Annotated in this window: 22 protein-coding genes; 9 read left to right on the forward strand and 13 right to left on the reverse strand. The window is 44.7% G+C overall.

The genetic code is table 11. The features are described 5' to 3' along the window. Nucleotides 1-10 precede the first annotated feature (10 nt). From HW45_RS08485 to HW45_RS08495, 3 genes are all read right to left on the reverse strand, one after another. Nucleotides 11-454: a fasciclin domain-containing protein gene (locus HW45_RS08485; protein ID WP_235225476.1), complete on the reverse strand. Its 444-nt coding sequence runs from the start codon at nucleotides 452-454 to the stop codon at nucleotides 11-13. Nucleotides 455-891: 437 nt separating this feature from the next. Beyond that, entirely contained in the window at nucleotides 892-1419 is a 528-nt protein-coding gene (locus HW45_RS08490; protein WP_160171209.1) for a GNAT family N-acetyltransferase, read from the reverse strand. Between the two features lie 8 nt (nucleotides 1420-1427). Continuing rightward, a complete protein-coding gene (locus HW45_RS08495; RefSeq protein ID WP_235225407.1) occupies nucleotides 1428-2336 on the reverse strand; it encodes a hypothetical protein in 909 nt (302 codons plus the stop codon). A 265-nt stretch (nucleotides 2337-2601) separates the two neighbouring features. On the opposite strand from HW45_RS08495, the gene HW45_RS28345 reads away from it, so the two are divergent. The 4 genes from HW45_RS28345 (at nucleotide 2602) to HW45_RS08515 (ending at nucleotide 7076) form a co-directional block, all read left to right on the forward strand. Continuing rightward, nucleotides 2602-3414: a helix-turn-helix domain-containing protein gene (locus HW45_RS28345; RefSeq protein WP_152559652.1), complete on the forward strand. Its 813-nt coding sequence runs from the start codon at nucleotides 2602-2604 to the stop codon at nucleotides 3412-3414. A 96-nt stretch (nucleotides 3415-3510) separates the two neighbouring features. Then, a complete protein-coding gene (locus HW45_RS08505) occupies nucleotides 3511-4020 on the forward strand; it encodes a YgjV family protein (RefSeq protein WP_038226306.1) in 510 nt (169 codons plus the stop codon). Nucleotides 4021-4122: 102 nt separating this feature from the next. Next, nucleotides 4123-4542, forward strand: a complete 420-nt coding sequence (locus HW45_RS08510; RefSeq protein ID WP_006069193.1) for a universal stress protein — start codon at nucleotides 4123-4125, stop codon at nucleotides 4540-4542. A gap of 173 nt (nucleotides 4543-4715) precedes the next feature. Then, on the forward strand, nucleotides 4716-7076 hold the full coding sequence (locus tag HW45_RS08515; RefSeq protein WP_038226307.1) for a Lon protease family protein: 2361 nt from the start codon (nucleotides 4716-4718) through the stop codon (nucleotides 7074-7076). 46 nt (nucleotides 7077-7122) lie between these two features. On the opposite strand, the gene HW45_RS08520 is transcribed toward HW45_RS08515, so the two are convergent. Then, nucleotides 7123-7767: a PilZ domain-containing protein gene (locus HW45_RS08520; protein ID WP_216610644.1), complete on the reverse strand. Its 645-nt coding sequence runs from the start codon at nucleotides 7765-7767 to the stop codon at nucleotides 7123-7125. A 397-nt stretch (nucleotides 7768-8164) separates the two neighbouring features. Between HW45_RS08520 and HW45_RS08525 the strand changes: the two genes are divergently transcribed. Together HW45_RS08525 and HW45_RS08530 are read left to right on the forward strand one after the other, a co-directional pair. Continuing rightward, nucleotides 8165-9166 (forward strand): 2-hydroxyacid dehydrogenase, encoded by a 1002-nt coding sequence (locus HW45_RS08525; RefSeq protein ID WP_038226315.1) that lies wholly within the window; start codon nucleotides 8165-8167, stop codon nucleotides 9164-9166. Between the two features lie 152 nt (nucleotides 9167-9318). Beyond that, nucleotides 9319-9966 (forward strand): hypothetical protein, encoded by a 648-nt coding sequence (locus HW45_RS08530; RefSeq protein WP_038226321.1) that lies wholly within the window; start codon nucleotides 9319-9321, stop codon nucleotides 9964-9966. A gap of 37 nt (nucleotides 9967-10003) precedes the next feature. On the opposite strand, the gene HW45_RS08535 is transcribed toward HW45_RS08530, so the two are convergent. The 7 genes from HW45_RS08535 to HW45_RS08565 all read right to left on the reverse strand — a co-directional run bounded on the left by HW45_RS08535 (nucleotide 10004) and on the right by HW45_RS08565 (nucleotide 16183). After that, nucleotides 10004-10573, reverse strand: a complete 570-nt coding sequence (locus HW45_RS08535; protein WP_051867914.1) for a glucose-6-phosphate isomerase family protein — start codon at nucleotides 10571-10573, stop codon at nucleotides 10004-10006. Nucleotide 10574: 1 nt separating this feature from the next. Beyond that, nucleotides 10575-11702, reverse strand: a complete 1128-nt coding sequence (locus HW45_RS08540) for an AGE family epimerase/isomerase (RefSeq protein ID WP_038226323.1) — start codon at nucleotides 11700-11702, stop codon at nucleotides 10575-10577. Between the two features lie 51 nt (nucleotides 11703-11753). Next, a complete protein-coding gene (locus HW45_RS08545) occupies nucleotides 11754-12602 on the reverse strand; it encodes a PTS system mannose/fructose/sorbose family transporter subunit IID (protein WP_006069166.1) in 849 nt (282 codons plus the stop codon). Next, nucleotides 12602-13405 carry a PTS mannose/fructose/sorbose/N-acetylgalactosamine transporter subunit IIC gene (locus HW45_RS08550; RefSeq protein WP_006069165.1) on the reverse strand — a complete coding sequence of 268 codons (804 nt, stop codon included), beginning with the start codon at nucleotides 13403-13405 and terminating at the stop codon, nucleotides 12602-12604. Before HW45_RS08550 ends, HW45_RS08545 begins: the two co-directional genes overlap by 1 nt. Before the next feature lie 80 nt (nucleotides 13406-13485). After that, nucleotides 13486-13980: a PTS system mannose/fructose/N-acetylgalactosamine-transporter subunit IIB gene (locus HW45_RS08555; protein WP_038226325.1), complete on the reverse strand. Its 495-nt coding sequence runs from the start codon at nucleotides 13978-13980 to the stop codon at nucleotides 13486-13488. A gap of 11 nt (nucleotides 13981-13991) precedes the next feature. Beyond that, entirely contained in the window at nucleotides 13992-14420 is a 429-nt protein-coding gene (locus HW45_RS08560) for a PTS sugar transporter subunit IIA (RefSeq protein WP_038226326.1), read from the reverse strand. 2 nt (nucleotides 14421-14422) lie between these two features. After that, nucleotides 14423-16183 (reverse strand): class I mannose-6-phosphate isomerase, encoded by a 1761-nt coding sequence (locus tag HW45_RS08565; RefSeq protein ID WP_038226327.1) that lies wholly within the window; start codon nucleotides 16181-16183, stop codon nucleotides 14423-14425. A 242-nt stretch (nucleotides 16184-16425) separates the two neighbouring features. Here HW45_RS08565 and HW45_RS08570 point away from each other — a divergent pair, with 242 nt between their 5' ends. Next, entirely contained in the window at nucleotides 16426-17427 is a 1002-nt protein-coding gene (locus tag HW45_RS08570) for a LacI family DNA-binding transcriptional regulator (RefSeq protein WP_038226332.1), read from the forward strand. Nucleotides 17428-17438: 11 nt separating this feature from the next. On the opposite strand, the gene HW45_RS08575 is transcribed toward HW45_RS08570, so the two are convergent. Then, nucleotides 17439-18392: a GlxA family transcriptional regulator gene (locus HW45_RS08575; RefSeq protein ID WP_038226333.1), complete on the reverse strand. Its 954-nt coding sequence runs from the start codon at nucleotides 18390-18392 to the stop codon at nucleotides 17439-17441. Nucleotides 18393-18495: 103 nt separating this feature from the next. Between HW45_RS08575 and HW45_RS08580 the strand changes: the two genes are divergently transcribed. Continuing rightward, nucleotides 18496-19287, forward strand: a complete 792-nt coding sequence (locus tag HW45_RS08580; RefSeq protein ID WP_038226334.1) for an MBL fold metallo-hydrolase — start codon at nucleotides 18496-18498, stop codon at nucleotides 19285-19287. A 2-nt stretch (nucleotides 19288-19289) separates the two neighbouring features. Then, nucleotides 19290-19880: an alpha-ketoglutarate-dependent dioxygenase AlkB family protein gene (locus HW45_RS08585; protein WP_038226335.1), complete on the forward strand. Its 591-nt coding sequence runs from the start codon at nucleotides 19290-19292 to the stop codon at nucleotides 19878-19880. A 56-nt stretch (nucleotides 19881-19936) separates the two neighbouring features. On the opposite strand, the gene HW45_RS08590 is transcribed toward HW45_RS08585, so the two are convergent. Then, nucleotides 19937-21577 carry a diaminopimelate decarboxylase family protein gene (locus tag HW45_RS08590; RefSeq protein ID WP_038226336.1) on the reverse strand — a complete coding sequence of 547 codons (1641 nt, stop codon included), beginning with the start codon at nucleotides 21575-21577 and terminating at the stop codon, nucleotides 19937-19939. Nucleotides 21578-21610 lie beyond the last annotated feature (33 nt).

Consider the following 21610-nt stretch of genomic DNA (forward strand, 5'->3'; position numbering starts at 1 on the left):
TACCCTGAGTTTATTTCGGCATGATTACCGTATCTATGACGTGAATTACACCATTCTTCGCCATCACGTCGGTAGCAACAACCGTTGCATTATCTACCATTACCTTACCATCCTTCTTAGTAATCATGATGTCTTGCCCTTGAACGGTAGTTGCCTTGTCGAGCCCCATGACGTCAGCTGCCATTACTTTACCAGGAACGACATGATAAGTGAGTATCGCGACTAACTTGTCTTTGTTTTCTGGCTTTAACAAACTTTCAACCGTACCTGCTGGCAATTTAGCAAAGGCTTCGTCGGTTGGAGCGAAGACAGTGAATGGACCGGGGCCTTTGAGTGTATCGACTAATCCTGCTGCTTGAACCGCAGCAACGAGAGTGGTGAACGAGCCATTTTCAGAGGCGACGTCGACAATGTCCTTTCCATGATGTCCTGCACTAGCCGAAAACGAAAACATAAGCACAGAAAAAAAGGTGATCACGCGAGATATAAGGTATTTCATAGTTGCATTCCTTGTTTGTTCATATAGGCAGAGCTCTGTTACGTGTTGAGTTTTCTATCGATCACTTAGCAGTGATTGAAGTCATCGTTTAGCCATTAGGTGGCGCTAATCTCTAGTCACGAATATCTGAACTAACTTATTGATCATAAATGCGGTGGGGGATTAAAGACGTTGAGTTATATCATTAATAGAGGAGCCGATATCTAGTTTACTCCCGAACATATCAATCGGCTTTTAGCTCACGATTCAGTTGCAATCTAAGTGCAGCAGAGGAGGCAGCTTGGCCTCAAGAGTTATATCAATAACCCTGAGCAAATTACGCCGCATGAGCTAGCCACCGAGGTCATCTTGTTCAAACGTTAAGCTTGTTTACTGCTAAAAGAATGGCAGAGCTAAAATGCTAAGCCTTTTAGCTCTACGTTGAATCGTGGCCATTTCTTATCAGTTAGCGGAGCAATCATGGCTGAGACTGAAGTGGCTCGCGGCGGAGTCTCTTCTCCAACTAGGTAAAGATTAGTGACGCGTTCATAGCCGCTAGAGCTGTATACTTCGTCTCTCCCAAATAATACCGAATAGACATAGCCTTGCTGCGCCATCCAGTTATGAGCCTGTTTCAACAACAACTTCACATACCCATGACCTCGATAATCCGGATGCACGCACACCTCAGCAACGCCGCCAATCAAGGCTTTTTGTGAGCCAATACGAACTGTTTTCTCATGTACCGCCAGATGAGCAATAATGGCGTCTCCCGATGGTGACTTAATATACCAACGATGTTGTGGCATCTCATTGTAGTAGCGTTGCACCTTAAAACGCTCATCGCTGGGCTTGGTAAAACAGCGACTTAATAAAGCGATCAACTGTTGGTTGATGGTGTCGTCTACGTTGTCATCAAGTATGTATTTAATGTCTGTCACGATACTTCCTAGAGTTTTATACATTTATCTGTTGTTACGCTGTGTGTGCCTTTATCTGGGCCAGAGGCAATGGTGAGTCGACTCAGTATGGTGAAGCAGCGCGATTCACTCGAGTCTTTCATTGATTGAATACTAACGACGCCTGAATTACCGGAGGAACGGTTACTCCATGTCTTCGATTTACCTGATTTTGGATTTTTAACTAGGGCTTCGACTGCTTCTTTATGAAGTTCTTTATCTTTCTTGGTGTAGCTGTCGCTCTCTTTTAGCCCAAACGTATCAGCCGACACTTCGGTTATTTTATCAACCAATTGAAAAGGGGAACTTAAAATACCACCAATGACTCCGGAGACTGCACCTTTACTCGCTTCTCTTCCGGCCTGTTCAGCTTGCTCAACAAGGCCTTCTGCTTGCGAAAGAATATCAGGTACTTCTTTTCTTAGAGCTGCACTTTCCGACAAAATGAGCGGAATTTGTTTATTTGTCGAGGCGATTTGCTGGTTTGTTTGGCGAACGGTTGCATTGGTTTTATCCACTTCTGCCAATATATCGGGTACAGACTGATGCCATTTTTGAGATTCATTGAGAATGGGGGGAATGGCTTCACGCACTTGGGCGACCTCAGTGACAATTGCCGGAACCTGCTGATTGACATCGTCGATTCGTTTTAGGACTTCTGGAATAAGTCTCTGGTACTCTTCACTTTGAGCCAGAATTTGAGGCACAATTTCTTGGATATTTTTTATTTCTTGAATGACAGGGGTGATTTTCTGAGCAGTCGAGTCAACTTGTGCCAGTAGCGTTGGAAGCTCGAGTCTGAGTTGTCTCGCTTCCTGCGTAAAGTTATAGATGGACGCTGCCATCACAATCAAAGCAATCGAAAAGGCGAACTTGGACGCCGCCACAAACTTTTCCATGTATTAAACCTATCACATCAATCCTGCATAACAAACAACATAACTGATGTGATTTTAGGAGTAAATGGTAGGTTAAATGCTAGGGTAGAAAAGTTTTTTTGTCTGCTTCTCATTGAAAGATGATTGGGTGTTATGATGGGTGACCAGCGTATCACTATGACGAACAAAACGAATAACAAAAAGACTTGAGTTGCTAGCTGCAAACTTCAGTTTGATGACTGCGGTTTAGTGTGAGTTTTATCTATTACTAATAAATCTAATAATAATGATTCGAGGTTATATGAATTCGTTTAGCCGCCAAACATTTTCCGAGGCGATGCGTTATTTCAGAAAACAATGTAAATTATCCCAAACAGAGTTAACTGACCAATTGTCTACCTCTCATAAGCTATATCAGAATGTGAGCCAGAGTATGGTTAGCCATTGGGAGAGGGGAAATGTTGAGCCTTCTCTATTAAGACGAATTGGTATCGCAAGCTTTTTCTCTCAAGATTATGTTTATGAAGACGCCGAAACTGCGATTATTTCAAAAGCACTTAAAAATAAAGATACTCTATTGGCCCAGCAGTGCCTTTATAATTTTACCGTTGATAAACAGGTAGTAACGCATTGGGATATGTTGGACGATAGCAGTCAGCAACTTATCCTGCAGGGCCACTCAAAAATATTCTCGTTACCTCTTGAACGTGTATTGAATAAGATGAATATTCAGCGGCCTCAGGTGCTGCGGCTATTGCATGGTGGCGCTATTATTGGGCATGCGATTTTCTCCATTGAAAACGGCGTATTTTCCCTTGCCAGCTACGGAGCTCTATCGGAAGAGGTTCGCATTTGTTTGACCAACACCATTCTAGAGCTCTGCATTGGTTGTGAGCTTCACGTATTGGTTCATGCATCTAGCCTGGAGTGTTTTTTGCGAGATATCTATTTGGAAAAAACGGAACAAATTGGCAATGTAAGTTTCTATCGAGGTCACAGCACTCAACTGCTTAATAACCCGCTTTCAGAACCAAATCTGCATACCAATAGTAACTTCAGATGTCTGCGTTATTTGCAACAAAAAGGGGCCGAGTTTTAAATGTAAGGAATGGATAACGCCTAGCTGTTAATCACAATACCGTTTCAAGACTAGTGACATAATAGTGTTTTACTAAAAACAATTAACGAGAGCTATGTGAGCAGTGAACTAATACAAGCATTAGGGTTTATAGCATTTGGTATCAACCTCTTAGCAGGGAGTACCGTCAACGATAATAGAATGCGAGCCCTTATTTGTTGCTCTTGCTTGCTGTTTTCGACCCATTACTTTTTTATGGGGGCCGTGGTTGCTGCCATTAATCTATTGATCAATTCGGTGCGTGCATTTGTCTCTTTGAGGCTTAAAGGCGCGCCTATGTTTTGGTTATTTTTGGCTATCCAAACCGTAATGACCATCACCTATTACTCGGAGGCGAAGGATCTTCTACCTTGGCTGGCGTCCTCGTTGAGTTGTTGGGCACTATTTCTTGGGCATGGTTTAAAAATGCGATTGGCGTTTTTGCTTTGCACACTAATTTGGCTGGTTAACGCGGTGATAGTAGGTTCTTATGGTGGGATGCTAAACGACACATTTAATGCCATCGTGTTATCGACCACCGTGTATCGATTATATCGCCTGGAATGTCAGCCTAGCAAAGAAACTTGAGCGAATATGTAAACTTAGCTTGCTGGAATTAATTCACTAATATCTTGAGTTTTATCGTGTTAAGACCGAAATTATAGGTAGGTATCTTAACGGGACGAAACCATGCTTTATCAAACTATTCTTCTAGCGCTTGACCCAGCTGACGAGCGCTCTCACCGATTATTGGTGAAAGCTGGTGTTATTGCAGAGCAAAACAACGCCGATTTACATGTTGTTTATGTTGAGCCAGGAATCGGCAATAACAGCTTCAATGATCTTGAAGTCGAGTTAGCGTCTTTTCATGACTCCGAACAGTTTCGTAAGTTTGAAGAGCTTATGGCGCTTGCTAAGGGAACGAGTTATCCCATTCGTGCCATCCACATGTCGGAAGGGAATGTGACGAAACACCTACTTAAACTGATTGAGGAATTGAACGCGAACCTTGTAGTGTTTGGTAAAGAGCACAGCTTTTTCTCTGCGATTTCCGGCGCTGAATCTGAACTTCGAAAGCACAACTCCATGGACTTGCTGTTTATTGGCTAAACATCTTGTCTGCGTGCCAGAGTACACCCTTACTCTGGCACTTTTCACTTCTATTATAAACTACTGCTTTGTCTAAAAACTGACCACTTAAACGTAATTTCTTACTAAGTCACTAAATTGTAAAGCCAATTCGGCTAAACTGAAGTGAAGAAGGAAATGATAAGGAGCTGGTTATGGCGATCCAACGATTAGAAACAAAACAGCTATACCACGCAGCAGAACTGGAAAAACTGCCTTGTAAATCCACCAAAGAACTTCCACCAATTGATGAAATCGTCGGACAAGAACGCGCTCAGAAAGCGGTTGAGTTTGCGATGTCGATTAAAGAGAAAGGCTACAACATCTACGCTATTGGCCAGAATGGTCTGGGCAAACGTACGATGATCTTACGTTATTTAAGTCGCCATCCTCATGATAGCAGTGACCTCTATGACTGGTGTTATGTGGCTAACTTTGCCGATACTCGAACGCCTAAAGTGTTGAAGTTGCCTTGCGGTGTCGGCGAGAGGCTAAAAAAAGATGTTGAAAAACTTATCCTCAAGCTAGTAAAAGCCATACCTATGGCGTTCGACAATGAACTTTACTTTGGTCGTGCTGATAAGCTGAAAAATGATCTCGCTAAGAAACAGCAAGTAGAGTTACAAAAACTCAGTGAAGAGGCTAAAGAGAAAGGTATTAGCCTGACCATTACGCCTCAAGGTGACTATCAATTTGTAGCGATGAACGAGGATGAACTGCATACAGAAGAAAGTTTTGCAGAATTGCCGGATGATGAACAGGAGCGCTTTGGTTTAACGATTGATGAGTTGGAAGTGAGCCTACGTGGAATGGCTCGTGAGCTAACCGACTGGGAAGAAACCTATACCGACAATATTCAAAAACTTAATGAAGAAGTGACGCTTGGTGTTATTAGTCATCTGATTAAAAAGCTTAAGAAAGAGTATAACGGTTACACTGAAATCAAGAAGTACTTTACAGAGTTGCAAAAGGACATCTGTGAAAACGTTGATATTTTCTTAGAGGAGGGCAGTGAGCAGGGCGAAATCGCGTCTGCTTCCCTTGATAAGAAGTTCCCGCGTCGCTACAAGGTAAACTTGATTGTTAAGCAGTCTTGTTCCGACTTTCCTATCATTGTGGAAGAAAACCCGAACTATCACTCATTATTCGGCTATATCGAGACGGCGACTTACAAAGGCACAGTATTTACCGATTTCTCCTTGATTCGAGCTGGCAGCTTGCATCGTGCTAATGGCGGCGTACTGTTAATGGATGCGGTAAAAGTACTGGAGCAGCCTTATGTCTGGGATGGTTTGAAGCGTGCTTTGCGTTCACGACAATTAAGTTTCACCTCATTAGAGAAAGAAGTCACTCTGACTGGTACGGTTTCGCTTGATCCGCAGCCAATTCCTCTTGACGTAAAGATCATTTTGTTTGGTGATTATCGTACCTACCAATTGTTGCAACACTACGATCCGGAATTTAGTGAGTTGTTTAAAGTGACCGCTGATTTCGAAGATGAGATGCAGCGGAGCGCGGACTCCGAGCTACATTATGCACGCTTTATCTCCAGTATCGTTCATGACAACAATATGTTGCATTGTGACCGTAAAGCGATAGCTCGTATCATAGAGCACAGCTCTCGTTTATCGGGTGATCAAAACAAACTGTCATTGCACTCAGCACACATTGCGAATCTATTGCGCGAGTCAAACTATGTGGCTCGCAATGCCAAATCCAACCTGATCCGAGCTGGGCACGTTGAGCAAGCGTTGGAATACCAACAGATGCGAGTCAATCGTTTACAAGATAATGTAATGGAAGGGTTTGTAAATGGCACGACGCTAATTCATACCCAAGGTTCGGCAATTGGGCAAGTGAACGCGCTTTCGGTTCTGACAACCAGCGATCATATGTTTGGCGCACCTAATCGCATTACCGCGACGACCTCTTACGGCGATGGTGATGTTATCGACATTGAGCGCAGCGTGGATTTGGGCGGCAGTATCCACTCCAAAGGGGTGATGATCTTAACGGCGTACTTGTCTTCGGTATTTGGTAAGACTGCTAAAGTCCCGCTTACTACGACCATCACTTTTGAGCAGTCGTATGGTGGTGTCGATGGTGATAGTGCGAGTATGGCTGAGTTCTGTGCGGTAGTGTCGGCGTTTTCAGGACAGGCAAATCGACAAGACATCGCTATTACCGGGTCGATGAACCAGTTCGGTGAATCTCAACCCATTGGTGGCGTGAATGAGAAGATCGAAGGCTTCTTCGATGTCTGTGCCATTAAAGGTAGAACCTCTGAACAAGGCGTCATTATTCCTCGTTCAAACGTTCATAACCTAATGCTAAGACCTGATATCGTTAAAGCGGTTGATAAAGGTGAATTTAACATTTGGGCGATTGATCATGTGACAGAAGCGATAGAACTGTTTACCGGAAAAGAGGCGGGCACACCGTCATTGGAAGGCAGCTATCCTATAGATACTGTTTATGGCATCGCACAAGCAAGGCTCAACGCACTTAGAAAGTAGTTAGCCCCTAACGGGAGAGAAAGCCAAGTGTTATCACTTGGCTTTTTTAGGCGCGTAGTTTGAGTTTAGTGCCATCAAATTTTAAATGAGAGAGCAGCTCTTTTGCGTTCTTCTCTCCTTCTTCATCAAACTTTATTCCGTAACCAGTGTAGTGGCTGGACTTTTGCTGATTACAAATTAAACCTGATAGAGCAGGAAAGAAGCGGTCTTTGTCTCCACCTGCGGCGACTTTGAGGGCGACTTCCTGTCCAACGACCAAGCTCTTCCCAAGAGCTGGTAAGATAAATCGGCATCCACTTTTTGACATGTCACGAAGTTCACAACGAACTTGTGTATCACCAGTACAAAGACGTGCGCCCAAATTTACCTCATATCTTGGCTCTTTACGGAGATTGGTCACCTGCATGGATTGGGGAATCGACAAGATGAGCAGTGATAGCGGCTCATCAACGATATGCAACAGTTGAGAGCGGAATTGAACCACCCCACCTTCTCCACGCTGAGAGATAGCACGAACGATTAACCAAAAGCCTTCTTGAAAAAAGTACTTGAGGTCACTTTCATCGATATTGGGGATTTCTAACAGAATACGATGATCGGAGTGAGCACCAATGAATTTAGTTGCACTACGAAACGAGGTGCCAACGGGAGTGGTCACTGTAAGCGTCACATCCCCGCCATGCTCTATCATGGCTAAAGCATCCGTACTATTTAGTGTTTGTGTACTTTTTTGAGTTGTGTTGGAGAGTGTTTTTTTATTATTTGTTTGCGTCACTGCCTGTTATTCCTGACATTTGTTACTTCACACCTATTATTTTTTGGAATGGTGTTCGCGAAATACTAGGATCTCAAGCAGTGATATGCAATCAAAAAACTTATCGAAGAGTCAAAATATTGACTTAGTTGTCAATTTTAAAACTAAGTTGGGGATTCAAATGATAGAGGTATTAGAAAATTGATGAGTTTTATAGACGTTACAGCCATAACTTATTAATTCATCAACAGTTTAACCATACTTTTTGTCATGTGTAATTGCTTAAAAGTCGGCGTATGCTAACCGATATACAATAATCGATGGGAGAGTAAGTATGACTTCGATTGCTTTTTTCAGCTCTAAATCTTACGACCAGGAATCATTTTCAAATGTGAACCAACGCTTTGGCAATGAAATGCATTTTCATGATTTCAGGTTGACCGAAAAAACGGCCAAGATGGCAGCTGGATGTGATGTGGTGTGCGCTTTTGTCAATGATGACTTATCGAAGCAAGTGCTGATTAAGCTCCAACAAGAGGGAGTAAAACTTATTGCGATGCGTTGTGCTGGGTTCGATAAAGTGGATCTAGATGCGGCGAAGGCGCTAGGTTTGCAGGTAGTTCGTGTTCCAGCGTACTCGCCAGAAGCAGTAGCTGAGCACGCCGTAGGTTTGATGATGTGCCTAAACCGTCGCTTTCACAAGGCTTATCAGCGCACACGTGACGCCAATTTCTCATTAGACGGCTTAGTGGGTTTTAATCTCCACGGTAAAACAGCAGGAATTGTCGGCACTGGAAAAATCGGTGTAGCGACCATGCGAATCCTCAAAGGATTTGGTATGAAGTTGGTGTGTTTCGATCCTTACGAAAACCCACAAGCGTTAGAATTAGGAGCAACCTACTGTAGTAAGGAAGAGTTATTCCGTATCAGTGATATTATTTCTTTGCACTGCCCAATGACCAAAGACAACTATCATCTACTCAACGAGCAGGCATTTAGCTTGATGAAGGATGGGGTTATGATCATTAATACCAGCCGAGGCGAATTGTTGGATTCCTCTGCAGCTATTGAAGCACTGAAGTCTGGAAAGATAGGCTCACTTGGTCTTGATGTTTACGACAACGAGAAAGATCTGTTTTTCCAAGATAAGTCTAATGATGTCATCGTTGATGACGTATTTAGACGCCTGTCAGCCTGTCACAATGTGCTATTTACTGGCCACCAAGCCTTCTTAACCCATGAAGCGCTGGACAATATCGCTGATACCACATTGAACAACATCCAAGCGTTCTTCTCTGGTTCACCTTCTAATAACGAACTCATCGAACTTAGTTAATGCTCGCATACCTAAGCCCAGCAACAGTGTATGCTGGGCTTTGTTTTTTCTATTACTACTCTTTACTAAAGCTATAGAATTAGACTGAAAAGAGATTGAAAACGTATGATTGCGGCCATAAGATAATCAACGAATCATAAGTGAGATTGAAAATGAACGAAAACGCCAAAAATGAGCTAGGTAAGCTATTAGTAAACCAAGAAGCTCTGCTAGAAGTCCTTTCAAAAAACCATGCTTCATTGACCGACTATCCGGAACTTCAGGAATATTTGGCTCGTAAAAATCCTAATGTTGCACAGTATGCGAAAGCAGTAAGAGAAGGACAGTTTACGCGTCAGGAATATTTAGATGAAATAGGCGAACGTCTTAATTGGCTTGCTTATGAGCTTCAACCACTTATTGATATGGAGTTCATTATTAATCGTGTTGCCTCTATCGTTGGAGACGACATTGATAAAATTAAGACGCTGACTATCGAAGACATTGGTGCCGATTGTATTTCTAAGTTACTCAATCTTATTGGGCACGCGGTCTACGCTACGCAGCAGGTAAAGCCAAGTTACCCATTCCTTGCGACAAAAGGTCAAGTTGACCACGTTTTCTGGAAACAATCACACCTTGCGTATGATGCATGGGTAGAGGGATATCAAAGCCATTATAAGCTGACGAATTTCTGCCAAGATCAACTTGATTGTAAAGCGCCACAAAGTTCAGTCCGTTTCTTCCGTCAGTTCGGTGACCCTCGTGATATTCCTGAGTGGCGCGAGTATGCGGGTTATGTGGTTGAAGATAACGCGTAATATCAACAATGATGAGTGCAAGGGATTTGCACTATCGTTAAACGGTTTGCTGCTCTTCCTCAGAAACTATTTGGTATCCGTCATTACTTTTTAGTACCCGTACTTTAAACCCCACCTCATTTAGAAAATCATAGTTATGTCCTGCTATGGCAGGCCAAACAGCGAGTGCAGATAATCGCGTGTTACCTGTATTGATCAATCGATGGGCGACAAAGCCTGGAATATGATGCACGCTGCCTGGGAACACTTTCTCAATCGACACTTCTCCTTGCTCTGTTTGCATGAGTAATAAACCCTCACCCTGCGAGCCGAAATAGAACTCTGCTTGCTCTTTACGTTGGTGGATGTGACCTCTCGTCATGTGGAACTCATCACCTACAGAACCGGGCTCAATATGCGAAACACCAAAGTTTAGTTCTCCTTCTGCATCCTGGGCAGGTAGCATTTCTACTTGGTAGATAATTTGGTGCTGTGCACTTGCGGCACGTTGGGTTTCGTCAGCAAATACACCCTCAAGTGAGCCAAGTGTAGTTTCTTTGCAGACGACGTTTTCTGCATCAATATGACCAGTTAAGTAATTGATGCTAGGAGGAATAGATAAATGCATGTTAATCCTTATTGGCAATTCTGAGTAATTCAGAAAAGGCTAGAAATAGATGATAAAAACTGCTCGCTGGAGAGTGTTCATTTAACGGTTCACCCGTGCTATCTACTTGATCGACCCATAACCCTGGCAACGCTGGATTCAAGTAATGAACGAAGATATGTTCCACTGCTTGACTGACTGCGGCTCTGCGAGTTCCGCTAGGGTCTCTTTCCCAAAGTGCAATACAGGCTTTTAAGTACTCGGTTTGACACCAAAGGCGTGATGTTGAGCGCAACGGCTTGCCGTTGGCGTATATCTCGTCTCTAACAAGACCATTGTCGTTGTGCCCATATTGATGTGCAAAGTGGTACAACACGTCGATGTTCTTTTGGACGTCAACGCCAGTCAGTTTCTGATAATGGCTGAGTAACCAGATCCATTCATAATGATGACCAGGGTCAATATGGGTACCTGTTTCCACGTCAAGTGAGAAATCGGCCTGAAAGAACTCGGCTAAATGGTCACTTTGCATAAAATGAGTTTGGAACAACTGATAGATTTGTGTTGCTCGCTCTAGCCAAATAGGGTTGTCGGTATGCTCATAGCTGACCATTAACGCTTCGAACAAATGCATGTGGGGGTTTTGCCCTTTGTTGACCGTGTTGCCTTCAGTCAGAAAGAAACCACCTTGTTCTGTATCCCAAAGGTGCGTTGAGATGTATTGATAAATGGCTTCCATTGAATGTAGAGAATGTTCATCAGCAGCCAGTTTGTAATGCCAAGCAAACCCAAGAAGTGCGAAGGCTTGTTCGTATAGATGAATCGCCTCACTTTTACTGTCGTTGCTTGCGCACAGCGAAAAACGATAACCGGATGATGGTGAGCCAAAGTGTGTGAATCCTTGTTCAATGGCAGCCAAAACTTGATTGCGACCGTCGATTAGGTTGAGCTCAGTGGCGTGAGCGAAGACGTAAACCTGGCGTGGTTGCACGCGAAATCTAATTAAATCGTCACTAAACTCTTGTGTGTCGGAAAGTAAGCCTTCGGCAAAAATCCCGTTTTGACTCGATTGTGTTTTTTGCCATCGAGGTAATGCGTGTTGAGTGAGCCAGTGTTGGCATCGAGCGATTTGAAAGGTTAGGGAGTCCATAGCTTGCTCCATAAAGTAGGGCACTCATTGAGTGCCCTAAGTATTGAACTATTAGAAGAGACCGATAGCGACACCGATGAAAGAGATAACCACTAATGAAAGCATTGCTTTTACTGGGCTAAGGCCTTTTTTCGCCATCGCAAACCACGTGCCTAAAACGACAACTAATGGTAGTAGTTTAGGGAAGATTCCATCGAGCATCATTTGTACGTTAATATCGACGCCGTCTTTGGTTGCAAACTCAAGACCAGTGCCTAGGTTGACGTAACTGGCCGCAACACCGCCCATGACAAAGACACCTAATAGTGACAACGCTTCACGGATCTTGGTTGAACGGTGGCTGACAAGCATCTCAACGGAGCCTGCGCCCATCTTGTAGCCTTTCATAAACAGCTGGTAAGAACCGATGATAGCGATGGCGTTGAATGCCACGATGTAGAAGATCGGGCCTAACATGCTACCGCCAGCGGCTAGTGCCATACCAATACTGAGTAAGATAGGTACTAACATACCCGGAATCATAGAATCGCCAATACCGGCAACTGGTCCCATCAAACCGACTTTGAGTGTATTGATGGTCTCGCCGTCAATAGGCTCGCCGTTGGCTTTCTTCTCTTCCATACCCACAGCCATACCATTGATGATAGCGCCCAACTGCGGTTCGGTGTTGTAGAAGGAAGCATGACGTTTCATTGCTTCTTTTCGATCTTCTTGATTCGGGTAGAGCTTTTTCAAAGCAGGCATCATACCGAGACAGAAGCCAAACGATTCCAAGCGTTCAAAACTCATCGATGATAGGTTGTACATCATCCATGCACGCCAACATTTCTTAAGATCTTTTTTGTCGAGTGCGACCTTTGGTTCGATCTCAGTACCAATTTTGTTGTGTTGTACAGTCATTAGAATTCATCCTCGTCATCATCAGCCTGTTGAACTGGCGCAGCGTTAGCTGTTTGTGGTTCTGGTTTGTAGTTGTAATGAAGTAGAGCGAATAGTGCGCCAATCATTACCAAACCCACCATGTTGAGGTTTAGGAATACGATGCCAACGAAACCGACTAAGAAATAAATCAGCATCGTAGACTCTTTGATAATCTGCTTTAACAGAATTGCGATACCAACAGCAGGTAAGATGCCACCTAGAACCGTCATAGTGTTAATCACCATATCCGGGAGGCTAGCCATAAACCCTTCGATGTATTGGTTACCGAAGTAAACCGCAATAAAGGTCGGAATAAAGCGCATTAAGAAGTTGGTGACCTGCGGATAAATGGCGGAGTTCATGTACACGCCTTTCTCATCACCAGCTTCTATGGCTAAATCCGCTTTATGGTTCCAGTAGGAGTTAATAACCATCATAAAGTTGAAGATGATGGTGCCTGCGATACCGATGGTCGCGGCGATAGCAACAGCGACTTCCACGCCCTGTCCAGACATGATGCCTAGCGCGACAGCAGGGTAGGCGACGAAGTTAAGGTCGGCTGGCATGGAGCCGCCAGGTGTTACCATTGCGATGTAAACGGCTTGTACTGCCACACCAACCATGATGCCAGTTTGAATATCACCTAAGATGATACCCACCAACATACCGGACACCAGTGGTCGAGTGATTGTGTACCAACCACCTGTTAATCCAAGTAACCAGGGGGTGGAGAGGGCACCGAGATAGCAGAGTATCCCGATAAATACTGCTTCTATAAACATAATGTCATCCTTTAGCTCACGTATTAGTCGCTCCACTTTTACCGCGAAAAGTCGCGTCAAAAGTGGAGGTTGTCTTGTTGTTATTTCAGTTTTTGCAGTGCATCTTGCCAGGTGTAGGAACTGGCATCAGGAACCAATCTGAAGTCGATGTGATGACCGTCTTCTGAAAGGTAGTTAAATGCGGAGATTTCTTCTTGGTTGACGCATTGGTTGCCGCCAATTGTCGTTGTGCCTTCTCTAGCACTCATTGGGCCAACGTTGATTTTGTTATTGAGATTTTCAAGGCTAATACCCGCTTCGCGAATGCGGCGCAGCGTGATTGGAGATTTCGCGATGACGAAATACTTCTTGTCGCTGGCGATCACCTTCGGTAGCTTGCTGACGGCGGTCGCCGTGTCAAATAGCCAAACTTTAACGTCGGTTACAGCGCCTTTCATGACTTGTGATAGCAATGGGTCAGCTGCAACAGCATCGTCAATGGCTACGATGCCATCACAAGGAAGTTCTTTCGCCCAACGAGTCATTAACTGTCCATGAATAACGCGGTCGTCGATACGCACAAATGAAATAGCCATAGTGTTTCTCCTTAAAAATCGTCTTCTTGTGCCAGCTCTACTGGCTTGGCAACGACAACCGTTTTTAGCGCTTCTTGCTGCAAGGTCGTTGCAACGTATGAAGCGTCCATCTCTTCAACAAAGTCTGCCGTCATTAAAAGTGTTGGGAAATTCACCCCTGTAACGACTTCAACCTTTGGATTGAAATCTGGGTTGAATGCGTAAGTGCAAGCAACGTTGTAAGGCGTGCCGCATTCCAAATCGCATAGCACAACAATGCCGTCGACATTGGGTGCTATCGCAGTGATTTCACGGTGGAAATCTTGTTTAAATTGCTCGATGCCTCCCTCTTCGGTGAGACAGATCGCAGTCGTGTTACTAAGTTCGCCAAATACCATGTTGGCACTGCTGATAAGTGCAGTGGCTAATGGACCGTGACTGGCTACGATAAAATGGAGCATGATTAACCTCTTACGAACGCTTTAATAGTGGCAATTTCTTTTCCTTCGCTTTCGCCATATGGTTGGATGACATAAGCGTCTATGTGAGCTGGGATAACGAAGGTTTCGGCATAATGAACAACAAATGGCTCAAATTTATTGTCTGGACTCAAGATAATTGCCTCTTTACCATCTACTAAGTTCAGAACATTGACGGTCCCCTCAGTTTTATGAAGAACGGGTTTGCTGAACCAGTGGCGTCGGGTCTCGATAAACTCACGCTCATGCAGGCCCGTTTTTTCTTCTCTCCAGCCTTCACCTTCTGCGATTGGCGTAATGGCGTTAACTAGATGCTCCTGACACCATTCCGTGTTGCGTTCCCATTGAATGACTTCTTTACCGTGATCCAAATGCACTGGTCGTGGTAGGCCATCAAGCCCTAGACGATCCCAATCCCACAGTTTGAAAGTGAAGATGTATGGGGTTGCACTGATTTCAAGCACCATTGAGTCGGAGCCTGAGCAGTGAATAGTGCCTGCGGGGATTAAGAAATGGTCGTGCTTTTTCGCTGGGAATTGATTGATAAAGCGCTCATCATCGAAGGACTTTTCGCCGCGCTGCGCTGCATATAAATCATCCATCATTTCATCTGGGTTGATGCCAGACTTAGTACCAAGGTACACACTGGCTTTTTCTCCAGCGTCTAACATGTAATAGCTTTCGTCCTGGGTATAGTGCATCCCAAATTCGTTCTGAATGTACTCTGTTAGAGGATGTACTTGCAGGCTTAGATGCTGACCTTGCATGGTATCGAGGAAGTCGAATCGAATTGGGAACTCGGCGCCAAAGCGCGCGTGAACACTGTCGCCTAAGAGAGCGCGCGGTTGTGTTAATACCAAGTCTTGCGATGGAATCTCGACAACAACGTCACCGTACTTAAGCAGTAGGCTGTTTTCTTCAGGAACGCAGTCAAAACACCATGCATAGTTGGGTTTGTCTTGGTCGAGGTCGCAGACTTCTTTCATCCATTGACCGCCCCAGACTCCAGGGTCAAAGAAAGGTACCAGTCTAAATGGTTGAGTTGTCGCTTGCTGTAAGCCTGCGTTGAACGCCGCGCCCGAAACCATTTTGGGGTCAAAAGCGGTGTTAGTGTCTAAGAGAAAATCAACATCTGACAACAGCTTGGTTTTATAGCGGTCGAAGACACGCCATTCAATAAAGAATGAACGCTTGTATTTACGTAGGACGTCTTCGTTGTAGTTTCCTGCTCCCCAGTTGCCAAGTTCGCCACGGCGAAAGCGTTGCTGAATTTCCCAACGGGCTAAATCGGCGTAAACAAAGGTATCACCATCGGCGACCAGTCTAGCGCCATGGCCAATAACAACGATCAAACCAGAGCTCGCATCGCGAACGGTTTGTTTTAGCCCTTGTAGCTTCTCGCTATCAAAAAACTCGTCCAGCTTGTGTGGTGCAATGACGCCAAATACTCGATCATCGGTAATGTTGCGTTCTAGCATGGCGAAGATGTGTTCTTCGGAGTATTTCGCATCGTCCATTGACACCACAAGAGCGGGGGAGAGCGGTGCTACAAGCTGGTCGAGGAGTTCATTGTGATTGACACCATGATAGGTGTCGATCACCAAAATATGTTTATCTTGGCCCTGAATGCGTTGTTCAATTGTGTCAACGACACTGTCCCAACCGCGAACGGCTGCTTGGTCAAAGCCCTTAACTTCTACCTTTGGAAACTTGTCATAATTGGATTGACCAGATAGGTACTTCATACATCACCTTAAGTTAATCATTTGACTACAGTCTAATCACTCAGTTAATCAACTAACAAACTGGTTAACACGTTTAACCACTCATTTAGCAGTTGTTAACCAATAATTAGCAAGGCAATTTTGTAGTTAATCACATAATCATGACGATAAATGACAGTTGATTAGGTTAATCGATTAACCTTGTTTTAATCAGAAAAGAAAGTCGCTATAACTGGTGCTAATTTCATTTACTGGAGTTCAACATGGCCAAAGCAACCATTGCGGACGTGGCTAAGTATTGCGGTGTTTCCACCGCGACCGTGTCCATGGTATTGACTAACAAAGGGCGAATCTCGGCGACTACTCGTGAGCGGGTTTTAGAGGCGGTTAAGGAGCTTGGTTATGTTTACAATCAAGCAGCGGCTAACTTGCGACATAAGCGCAGTAATCTAGTGGGGCTCGTCACACCTGATATTACCAACCCTTTTTTCTCTGAAATGATCGCAGGACTTAGCCATTATCTTGAAGAGCAAGATTCGCTACTGTTTCTCGCCAATGCTGAAGAGAGCGTTGAGCGTCAAAGCAAATTCATCGATTCATTGCTGAGCCAGAACGCTGGTGGTGTAGTGATGTGCCCTGCGATGGAAACTAACTTGGACTTTTTGGAGACAGTACAAAGTCGTGGTTTCCCGATAGTGTTGGCTGTTCGACCTATTGGAGAAGATCAATTTGATTTCGTTGGTACCAATAACTTCATGGGCTTACAGTTGGCAACGGAGCACCTTATCAAAAAAGGTCACAAGCATATTGCGTTCGTTGGTGGACTGGAGATCTCGAAGACGCGATCCCACCGTCTTGGGGGTTATATGTCGAAGTTGATGGAACATGGGATTCCGTTCAATGAACGATACATTCGAAGTTGCTCTGCGAGTCGTTCTGAGGGTGCTAAGGTAACGAGGGAGTTGCTGGATCAGCACCCTGAAATTACCGCTATTATTGGCTACCAAGACATTGTTGCTTTTGGCGTAATGCGAGCCATTAAAGATCTCGGTAAAACTGTGGGTAAAGACATCGCGGTTGTGGGTTTTGATGATGTGGCGGAATCCGCGGATACCAATCCAGCGCTGACTTCCATCTCTGTTTCAGCACGAGAAATTGGCCGTGCGGCGGGAGAGATCATTCTGTCTCGCATGGAGGGCGACAAACAGCCATACAAAAGCGTGGTGTTCCCGCCCAAGTTGGTGGTGAGAAGCTCATGTGGCTAACATAAGGTACGTTAACCTTGGAAGGTCGCGCGCCATTGGCTCGGTGAGGTGTTAAACGCTGCTTTGAAGTGCTTACGAAACACACTTTCTGAGCCAAACCCAGAAAGTTCAGCAGTGGTCGCCACTGTATAGTGGGTTGACTCTAGTAGCTGCTGGCTGAGAGCGAGTCTTTTGTTTAGTAACCATTCACCAAAAGTACAGCCGTAAGCCGCTTTAAATTGTCGTGTAAATGTGCGCCGACTCATTGCGCAGCGCTGTGCAACACTGTCTAAATCATAATGTTCAGCAAGGTGTCGCTCGATTTCACCAATAACGTGGCCAAAGCTGGTCGGTTTGTCAGGTTGCCTGGTGATCGGGTTAGGAATGTACTGTAGTTGCCCACCACTTCGAAACGGAGCTGTCACCATCATACGAGCGAGGTTTGATGCAATATCGCTTCCGCACAAAGAACGAACAATGTGCAAGCAGCAGTCAAGGGAGGCGGCTGTTCCGGCTGATGTGATGATTCTATCCTGTTCGATAAAAAGGGGCTCACAATCTATATCGACTCGTGGAAAAGTATCGATGAAAATCTGTTGGTATCCCCAATGGGTCGTTGCGCGTTTACCATCTAGTAAGCCAGCTTTTGCTAGGGCATAAGCGCCTAAACAAAGACCAATGATGGTGGCACCTCGTTGATAGTTCACTCGTAACCGTTTTAGTAAGGTCTCACTTGGTTCGGGAAGTGAATTAGGCCAGCTGGGGACAATGATAATGTCCGCTTTATCGAGCGCGGACAAGTCGTGACTGACAGAAGCTTGAAATCCAGTACTGAGTGAAATGTGGTTACTACTTTCACTGCAGATCATCAACTCAAAAAGCGGTTGCTGTTCTACAAAGACATCTTGAAATACCAAGCAAGGTACCGACAGATGAAATGCACTAATATTGTTAAGTGCCACTAAGGCGACTGTGTATTGACTCATTTTACTTGTTGTGACCCGATATGAGCGATAGATGTCCCTTGGGACAGTATTGCACACGCTTTGGTTTTTGCATACTTATCCTATATTCAGATAGGAGGTAACTATGAAAATTCATCACTTAAGAAGCGCTACGTTTGTTATTGAATCGGGTGATAATTTCATTTTGATTGACCCAATGCTTGGAGAAAAAGGATCAATGCCTCCTTTTTCTGTGTTTCGGTTTAAAGCGGAAAAGAACCCTACCGTTGACCTTCCAGCCAATGCGGATTCGATACTTAATAAGGTTAATCAAGCCCTTGTTACGCACAGCCAGACGTTTGGTTTTAAGCCTCTTCAACATGGGGACCATTTAGATCCTGCGGGCGAAAAATTCTTAATTGGTCATCAAGTACCTGTTACGACTCCTCTCAAAGATAAAGCGTATCTCGAAAAATATGGGATAACGGTAGTGAATGGCCTCGAAGCATGGAAACCAATACCATTTCTAGGAGGAGAAATCGTTGGTGTACCCGCTCAGCACGGTCATGGTTGGATCCATAAAGTGATGGCAAATGGATTTGGGTTCTTTTTACGACTTCCAAATGAACCAAGTATTTATATCAGTGGTGATACTGTGTTGACAGAGGACGTAAAAAGAGCGCTCAATGAGCTTAAGCCAGACATTACTGTTGTGGCAGCAGGTCAAGCGCAAATGGATGTGGGGCAACCGTTATTGATGCCTGCTAATGAGGTAATGGAGTTCATCCGATTGTCTCCGGGTAAAGTTATCGCAAATCATATGGAAGCACTAAACCACTGCCCAGTTGACCGAGAAACGCTGCGTCGATCACTGGAAAAACATGGTCTATCAGATAAAGTGTTCATTCCCGAAGACGGAGAAGTTATCGAGTTTTAACTATGGAACTAACACAAGGAAGTTGGACTGAAGTATTGGGTGGCAAACTACTTTGGATTCCTGATTTTATTGACGTGTTCGAATCATTAGAGTGGTTTCGTCTGTTAAACAGCGAGCTGCAATGGCGTGAAGATAAGATCATGATGTTTGGTAAATGGGTGACGATACCAAGGTTGCAAGCATGGTATGGTGACGCGAGTTATCAATACTCCAATTTAACGTTGGATCCGCTACCTTGGACACCGCATCTCGAAGACTTAAGACGGAGATGTGAGTTGGCTTCTGAAGCACCGTTTAATTCGGTTCTAGCTAATCTGTATCGAACAGGACAAGACTCGAATGGTTGGCATAGCGATAACGAACCAGAACTTGGCAACTCTCCCGTGATTGCATCGTTGAGCTTTGGTGGCACGCGCCGATTTGCACTTAAACATCGAGAAACCAAGCAGAAGATAACGCTAGATTTACCCAGTGGAAGTCTATTAGTGATGGCTGGCGATACGCAGCACCATTGGTTACATACGGTGCCAAAAACAGTCCGCCATGTTGAGCCGAGAATTAATCTTACGTTTAGGTATATCTACTCCAAATAAGCTTAAGGCAAAAAAGCTCCCGCTAGTGGCGAGGAGCTTTTTCGTTCTACGTTACTTTATATTTTGTCGGCGCTGCGACGAGACACTCTGCGAGCCGCAGGCTTTTTGGCAGCGGGCTTTTTAGCCGCTGTTTTGGCTGCTGGCTTCTTCGTTGCAGCTTTACGTGCTGGCTTTTTCACTGGTGTTCTGGCTCTCTCGAGTTCCGCTTTTGCTTTGAGAAAACGTTCTGGAAGTATCTGAGTTGCAAACACATCTTCTACGGTTTCTGCGCGCTTGATTAGTTCAGATTGACCATCCTTAACCAGTACTGTAGCCGGGCGCGGTAACGAGTTAAATTGGCTGGCCTGAGACTCAGCGTAGTGGCCTACATCCATAATCGCCAGTACATCTTTTGGTTGCAGTTCAGGCATGGTGGCTCCACTTTCCCAGATTGAAGGGATGCAGATTGGACCTGCAATTTCAGTGGTTTTTGCTACCACTGGCTGTGTCATTTTATTCGCTGGAAGGACAGGGTTTTTAGACTCCTGAGATTCCACCAAGGTCGCTAGGTAAGTAGACGCATCTACCATAGTGTAGGTGTAGTCCATTTCTTGATCGTCTTTAACGACATAAACTGATGTGAGAAGCGTACCTATGTTACCTGCAATATAGCGGCCCGGTTCTAACCACAACTGAGGGATGTCAAAACCAGCACGGTTGAATTCTTCCAACATGCCCGCGCAAACCACTTTTGCGTAGTCTTCAATGGTATTGGCGTTCATCATGTGCTCTTTGCTACGACATTCAGGCTCTCGTTCACGTGGCCAACCGCCACCAAGATCGACTTGGAATGGTTGAACATCACAAGCACGAGAAATTTCAATCACATCTTTAGCGTATTGGCGATACAACGCATCCCAGCCTGCTGGATCTTTAGAGAAACGACCTAGGTGAGTGTGGAAGCCGTAGAATTCAAATATATCGATCTCTTTTACGCGGTTAACGATTTTCTTCGCTTCTTCACGCAACAAACCAAACTTGATCCACTTCATTGCACCTTTGAAGTCAGGGAATGGGTAGGCATCTGGTGAGAAGTTGTCGAAGAAGTCGTCTGGTAGAACCTTGAGACGAACAGCAATTCTTACTTTGTCCTCAGGTTTTACTTCACGGGCGATACGTTCAACTATTTCGATTTCTTCATAAGAGTCTAGGTGAATGGCATAGCCGTACTCAATCGCTTTGCGAATTGCTAGCTCAGGCTTTACGGTGCCGTTGAGAGCGATCGTTTTCGGATCTGCTCCAGCAATATGAGTCGCTTCTACTTCACCCGGACCAAAGCAATCACCGCCAACACCTTCTTCATTACAAATAGCACGTACCGCGAAGTTAGTATTCGACTTGATTGCGAACATAACGTTGACGGGTTTCGGCCAGTAATTCCCAAACGCTGCTTTAACACGACGCAGGTTACCACGCAGTGTATCTTCACTCAGCACAAATAGCGGGCTGCCATACTGTTCAATAAGATCGTTTGCTTTGCAGCCTCCAATTAACAGATCATCGCCCTTGGTTGTGAGTGTGTCTGTTGGAGTGAGAATATTCTCAAGACGCTCGGCGTAGTTCATGGTTGCTTTGTGCTCTTTAAGCAACTGCTTCTGCTCTGCTAATACCATGCCGAGATGGTTTACGGTTTCTTCTAAACGATCTTGATATTTCATGTCTGGCCTCTGTTAAAGGTAAAGTCTTGATTC

The organism is Vibrio sp. ER1A, assembly GCF_000733315.1.
GTDB classification, from domain to species: Bacteria; Pseudomonadota; Gammaproteobacteria; order Enterobacterales; family Vibrionaceae; genus Vibrio; species Vibrio mediterranei.